We start from the raw sequence: 6,163 nt of genomic DNA, 5'->3' as shown, positions 1-6,163 counted from the left end.
TCGCCACTGGTGTTCCTCCATATATCTACGCATTTCACCGCTACACATGGAATTCCACTCTCCTCTTCTGCACTCAAGTCTCCCAGTTTCCAATGACCCTCCCCGGTTGAGCCGGGGGCTTTCACATCAGACTTAAGAAACCGCCTGCGCTCGCTTTACGCCCAATAAATCCGGACAACGCTTGCCACCTACGTATTACCGCGGCTGCTGGCACGTAGTTAGCCGTGGCTTTCTGGTTAGATACCGTCAAGGGATGAACATTTTACTCTCATCCTTGTTCTTCTCTAACAACAGAGTTTTACGATCCGAAAACCTTCTTCACTCACGCGGCGTTGCTCGGTCAGACTTTCGTCCATTGCCGAAGATTCCCTACTGCTGCCTCCCGTAGGAGTCTGGGCCGTGTCTCAGTCCCAGTGTGGCCGATCACCCTCTCAGGTCGGCTATGCATCGTTGCCTTGGTGAGCCGTTACCTCACCAACTAGCTAATGCACCGCGGGTCCATCCATCAGTGACGCAAAAGCGCCTTTCAACTTTCTTCCATGCGGAAAATAGTGTTATACGGTATTAGCACCTGTTTCCAAGTGTTATCCCCTTCTGATGGGCAGGTTACCCACGTGTTACTCACCCGTTCGCCACTCTTTTTCTTTCGGTGGAGCAAGCTCCGGTGAAAGAAAAAGCGTTCGACTTGCATGTATTAGGCACGCCGCCAGCGTTCGTCCTGAGCCAGGATCAAACTCTCATAATGATTTGTTTGAATGACCATACGGTCATTAAGCTCATAAAAATTAACTTTGCTAGCTATTGCTTGCATGTATTTGTTTCAATAAATTGAAACGTCCTACACATTGGTTCGTTTGCTTGCTTTGTTCAGTTTTCAAAGGTCTACCGTGCTGTGTTAGCAACTTTTATATCATATCAGATCGACGCTTGATTGTCAACTCTTTTTTTAAAGTTTCTTTCAAGAAGTTGTTATTTAACTTCTTTCTTAACCTCAGCGACTTTTTTATCTTACCATCTCAAACGTTATATGTCAAACACTTTTTTGAAAAGTTTTTTTGATTTATCAGGTTTTTCAGAGATGATATTTTTTCGACTTTGTTATAATAACACTTGTAAATTGTTTCGTCAACAACTATTTTAAAAATAGATCAATCAGTGATTGTTACAAATATCTTAACAAGGACAAGTAATAATATAGCAATTCTTAAAGGAAAAATCAACTAAAAAAATAGGCTTTTTGACAACTATTTTTATAAGCGAATTATTCATTACCAAACGTTTCGAACGTTCGTTTATAAGCAGTGTTTCGTCACTAAATCTATCATTTAAGAATGAAAAAAAGAGAACTTAAGCTTTTTGCTCAACGTTCTCTTTTCGTCCGATCTTCCGTTTGAAGGATCGGTATATAAATCCGAAAGATTGTTCCTTGGCCAATGACACTCTCCGCCGTGATTTTTCCTTTATAGCTTTCTAATAGTTGTTTTGCTATAGATAACCCCAATCCATTGCCACCTTTGGTTCTTGCACGGGCTTTATCTACTCGATAGAAACGATTAAAGATCTTATCGAGGTCTTCTTTGGAGATGCCTTCCCCGAAATCTTGGATGGCAATTTCAAAAGATTGACGATCCAATGAAATGGATAGATGAACTTCTTTTCGATCAGTGGAATATTTTACTGCGTTATCCAAGACAATAATTATGATCTGTTCAAAATGATTGCGATAGATTTTCAGCTTCAACTCATGATACAAATCATCATCCAATGTAAAGACAAAATCCGGATACAGTATTTTAAAGTTATTGAACACTTGATAGACAACTTCTTTTGCATTAGTTGTTTCATTTGCATAATGAACATCCACTTGTTCCGCTCTTGAGAGATCCAACATTTCCTGTACGAGCGTCTTCATTCGACTGATCTCTTGCATACTGGCTGCGAGGGACTCATCCAAGATCTCTGGATCATCTTTTCCCCAACGCTGCAACAAATTCATATGTCCTTCAATGATTGCTACAGGTGTTCGCAATTCATGAGAAACATCTTCAACAAATCGCTCTTGCTGCTCAATGTACAGGCGCATGCGATCTAACATTTCATTGAATATATCTGCTAAATCAGATAACTCATCGTTGGTATTCAATTCTGGCATATGCACGGTTGACTGCGGGTTTTTCCGGACGGTTTCCATCGTATCCCGTAGTACCTTTAACGGCTGAAGGAAATACGCTGATAAAAAGAACCCAAGCACACTGCTGAGAATCAGAGAGACAACTTCTAAGATAATCAAAGTCAGCAGCAGTTTGCTACGTATTTCATAAAAAGAAGTCAATTCATAAAACGTTTGAGCATAGCCAATCCGCTCTCTGGTGCCTTTTGAATAAATAGGTTGGATCGAAAGAAAGCCGGTGATGCCATCTAGTGTTACGATGGTTGGCGCTTTACGTTGGGTGTCGATCAAGGCTAAATCATTTTCATGGGTCTTAAACACAAGGTCCTCATTCAAATTATAAACAAACAGGCTCAATGGTGCTTGGCCTAATTCCGAAATAAAGGAGTCGATTTTCATTAAGTTGCCATCGATCGTTGAGGTTCGATCATAGATGCTCGTCGTCCCCGCATCATTTTTGGTTAAATTACGATACGTTCGAACGAGCGTTAATTCTTGGTCCGAATTGGCTAGACGGGAAGCAACTTCTGACATTGTCCGCTCAACATTGTTTTCTTCTTTAGCGACAATCAAATTTACGGAGGTCTTATAGGTGATCACCGCAAAGATCGTAAATACGACAAATATAAAGAAAGAACTTGCGAAGGCCCACTTTACAGTTAAAGAAGGCCCCTTCAGTTCTTTTAATTTTTTCATTCTTTTTTTAAGGTTCACGACCGCATCACATAGCCTGTACCACGAACGGTTTGGATGTAGCTTTCCTCCCCTGGTACATCAATTTTATTACGTAAATAGCGGATGTAAACATCGACAACGTTGGTTTCCACTTCTGTCTCATAGCCCCAGACTTTGTTTAATAAAACATCTCTGGCTAAAACGACATTGACGTTTTCCATTAAAGTCAACAACAGCTCGTATTCGCGTTTCGTTAGTTCAATGACATCTGTTCCACGACGAACGACACGGTTTTCTTTTTCAATCGTTAGATCGCGGTAAGTGATCGTAGTTTGTTTTGCGACGTTTTTGTCCCCTTCGATATCGATACGGCGAAGCAACGCACGTAAGCGTGCCAGCAATTCTTCAATTGCAAAAGGCTTCACAATATAATCATCAGCACCATGATCCAAACCTGATACTCGATCAATCACGGAATCTCTTGCGGTCATCATGATGATCGGGGTGTTTTTCGATTGACGCACGCGGCGGCAAACTTCTAACCCATTTAACTCAGGAAGCATTAGATCCAATAAGATCGCATCCCATTCATTATTCAGTGCCGCATCCAGTCCCGTCCGTCCGTTGTAATGAACTTCGGTATTGTACCCTTCATGCTTCAATTCTAATTCCACAAATCGAGCTAAGTTCTTTTCATCTTCAATGATTAGAATATTACTCATTATTGATAGCCCCTTTATTGATTATTCTGCCTTTAAATTAGACATTATCTGTCTTATTTTATCATGTATCTAAAAAATAAAAAAGAGATTGACCGAAAGTTCTCACTTTCGGCCTTTCTCTTTTGGATTCTCTTAAAGCTTACGCTTCGTCATACCATGAATAATGGAAAATTCCCTCTTTATCTGTCCGTTCATACGTATGCGCTCCGAAGTAATCCCGTTGTGCTTGGATCAAGTTCGCTGGCAAACGATCAGAACGATAAGAATCGAAGTACGCGATCGCCGATGAGAACGTCGGCACAGGTACACCTGCTTGGACAGCTAGTGCAACTACTTCACGTACAGAAGATTGATAACGTTTCGTAATATCTTTGAAGTAGTCATCTAATAGTAAGTTTTCAATGTCGGCATTCTTGTCATAAGCATCCGTGATTTTTTGTAAAAATTGCGCACGGATGATACAGCCTGCACGCCAAATTTTGGCAATTTCACCAAAAGGAAGATCCCAATCATACTCTTTTGATGCAGTACGTAATTGCGCGAATCCTTGTGCATAGCTCATGATCTTACTGAAGTATAAGGCTTCGCGGATCTTATTGATAAACTCTTCTTTGTTTCCTTCAAAAGCAACTGCTTCTGGTTTTGGTAAGACTTTGCTGGCATTGACCCGTTCTTCTTTGTAAGCCGAAATATAACGGGCAAAAACAGATTCAGTGATCAATGGTAGTGGTACGCCTAAGTCTAAGGCACTTTGGCTTGTCCATTTCCCAGTTCCTTTATTACCAGCAGCATCTAAAATCACATCAACAATTGGTTTGCCTGTTCCTTGATCGTCTTTACGGGTCAAAATATCCGCTGTGATCTCAATTAGGTAGCTGTCTAATTCACCTTTGTTCCATTCAGCAAAAATATCAGCCATTTCATCAACAGATAGACCTAAAATGTTTTGCATTAAGTCATAAGACTCAGCAATCAGCTGCATGTCCCCATATTCGATCCCGTTGTGAACCATTTTTACGTAATGGCCTGCACCGTTTGGTCCAATATAAGTCACACAAGGTGTTCCATCTTCAGCTTTTGCAGAAATTTGCTCCAGGATTGGCGCAACCAATTCATACGCTTCTTTTTGTCCTCCTGGCATGATTGAAGGACCTTTCAAGGCGCCTTCTTCCCCACCAGATACACCTGTACCGATAAAGTTGATTCCTGAGTTTGCCAACTCTTCGTTACGACGAACCGTATCTTTAAAGAAGGTATTTCCGCCATCGATCAAAATATCGCCTTTGTCTAGATGAGGCAATAGTTCTTGGATCGTTGCATCTGTCGCAAATCCAGCTTTTACCATTAATAAAATACGACGTGGTTTTTCAATAGATTGAACAAATTCTTCTATCGTATAGGTTGCTTTAAAATTTTTATCTGGATGTTCTTTTACTACTTCTTCTGTCTTTGAACCAGTACGGTTAAATAAGGCAACTGAATAACCGCGGCTTTCGATGTTCAACGCTAAGTTTTTGCCCATAACAGCCATACCGACAACGCCGATTTGTTGTTTTGTCATCTTTCATCCTCCTAAGATTCAATTATCTTTTTCATTATAGCGCAAATGTACCTGCTTTTGAACTATTCTCTTTCGCTGGACAAAAATATTTCTGAAAAGTTCCATATTCGTCAAAAAAACAAAAAAACCTCAGGCTCCATGGTTAGCCTAAGGTTTTAGAATCCTCTTTCTGAAAAAAAGGAATTATGCTTCTTTTGTTGCTACGTCTTTGCCATCGTAATGACCACAGTTTGAGCAGACATGGTGGCTTTTTTTCATTTCACCACAGTTTGCACATTCGTTCAAACCGTTGATTGTCAATTTGTAATGTGTACGACGTTTTGCTTTCTTCGCTTTCGAAGTTTTTCTAGCTGGTACTGCCATTTTGCTACACCTCCTTGTTAATGAACGCAACCTTGAGGCTGCAATTTATTCCAATCCTACGCGTTATCGTCATCTGATTCATTGAATAATTCGGATAATTTTGCAAGACGAGGATCAACTTGTTGAGCTTGCGCTTCTTTTTGATTTGCAAAGTCTTCTTCTGACAAAACAGCCCAATCGTTGCCAGATGGCATTGCTGAACCTTGCTTTTCTTCTTCTGTCAGGACTTGCAATGGAATCGCAAGTAATAGGTTATCAGCGACTGATTCATCTAAACTGATGGTTTGACCTTCAATGATCAAAACCTCTTCTTCGACGATCGTTTCATCGCGATGCTGAAATTGCTCTGGTGTCATGAATTGTTCGTCCACTGAAAAATCAAAAGGAATCGCTACAGGTGTCAAAGAACGAGTAGATGGCAATGTCATCGTCGTTTCTACTTGATAGTGCAGCAAGTATCCTTGCTTATCAACACTCATCAGCCCTTTTACTTTAACAGGAGACAAATCAATGATCTGTCCATCGCGTTTTATCAGTTGACTCTTTAAGTCAAGTGTTTCTTCAAACATCAGCGGTGTCTCTTGGTATTTTTTTAATTCCAATAAAGACCATTTCATTTTTATCACCCCTAAGCAACAAAAGCAATTATACAGGGCTTCTGAGGCTTTGTCA

5 protein-coding genes and 1 rRNA gene (1 of these 6 cut by a window edge) are annotated in these 6,163 nt (G+C 40.4%); all 6 read right to left on the bottom strand.

Going from position 1 to position 6,163, the window contains the following annotated elements:
• Positions 1-745: ribosomal RNA gene (locus ENLAB_RS13915) — 16S ribosomal RNA — on the bottom strand; it reaches 815 nt to the left of the window's first position.
• A gap of 615 nt (positions 746-1,360) precedes the next feature.
• Positions 1,361-2,866: a HAMP domain-containing sensor histidine kinase gene (locus ENLAB_RS13910; RefSeq protein WP_034872519.1), complete on the bottom strand. Its 1,506-nt coding sequence runs from the start codon at positions 2,864-2,866 to the stop codon at positions 1,361-1,363.
• A gap of 14 nt (positions 2,867-2,880) precedes the next feature.
• Positions 2,881-3,567 (bottom strand): response regulator transcription factor, encoded by a 687-nt coding sequence (locus tag ENLAB_RS13905; protein WP_005229193.1) that lies wholly within the window; start codon positions 3,565-3,567, stop codon positions 2,881-2,883.
• A 139-nt stretch (positions 3,568-3,706) separates the two neighbouring features.
• Positions 3,707-5,128, bottom strand: coding sequence for an NADP-dependent phosphogluconate dehydrogenase (gnd, locus tag ENLAB_RS13900; RefSeq protein WP_005229192.1), 1,422 nt, complete (start codon positions 5,126-5,128; stop codon positions 3,707-3,709).
• A gap of 183 nt (positions 5,129-5,311) precedes the next feature.
• Positions 5,312-5,491 (bottom strand): 50S ribosomal protein L32, encoded by a 180-nt coding sequence (gene rpmF / locus ENLAB_RS13895; RefSeq protein ID WP_005229191.1) that lies wholly within the window; start codon positions 5,489-5,491, stop codon positions 5,312-5,314.
• Positions 5,492-5,547: 56 nt separating this feature from the next.
• Positions 5,548-6,108 (bottom strand): YceD family protein, encoded by a 561-nt coding sequence (locus ENLAB_RS13890; RefSeq protein ID WP_244351682.1) that lies wholly within the window; start codon positions 6,106-6,108, stop codon positions 5,548-5,550.
• Positions 6,109-6,163 lie beyond the last annotated feature (55 nt).

The organism is Enterococcus innesii (assembly GCF_022846515.1).
GTDB classification, from domain to species: domain Bacteria; phylum Bacillota; class Bacilli; order Lactobacillales; family Enterococcaceae; genus Enterococcus_D; species Enterococcus_D innesii.
This window is presented reverse-complemented; position numbering and strand designations above follow the sequence as displayed.

Excerpts from the sequence above, each read along its gene's own strand:
- ENLAB_RS13910 (WP_034872519.1), bottom strand. The coding sequence starts at position 2,866 with ATGAAAAAATTAAAAGAACTGAAGGGGCCTTCTTTAACTGTAAAGTGG.
- ENLAB_RS13905 (WP_005229193.1), bottom strand. The coding sequence starts at position 3,567 with ATGAGTAATATTCTAATCATTGAAGATGAAAAGAACTTAGCTCGATTT.
- gnd (WP_005229192.1), bottom strand. The coding sequence starts at position 5,128 with ATGACAAAACAACAAATCGGCGTTGTCGGTATGGCTGTTATGGGCAAA.
- rpmF (WP_005229191.1), bottom strand. The coding sequence starts at position 5,491 with ATGGCAGTACCAGCTAGAAAAACTTCGAAAGCGAAGAAAGCAAAACGT.
- ENLAB_RS13890 (WP_244351682.1), bottom strand. The coding sequence starts at position 6,108 with ATGAAATGGTCTTTATTGGAATTAAAAAAATACCAAGAGACACCGCTG.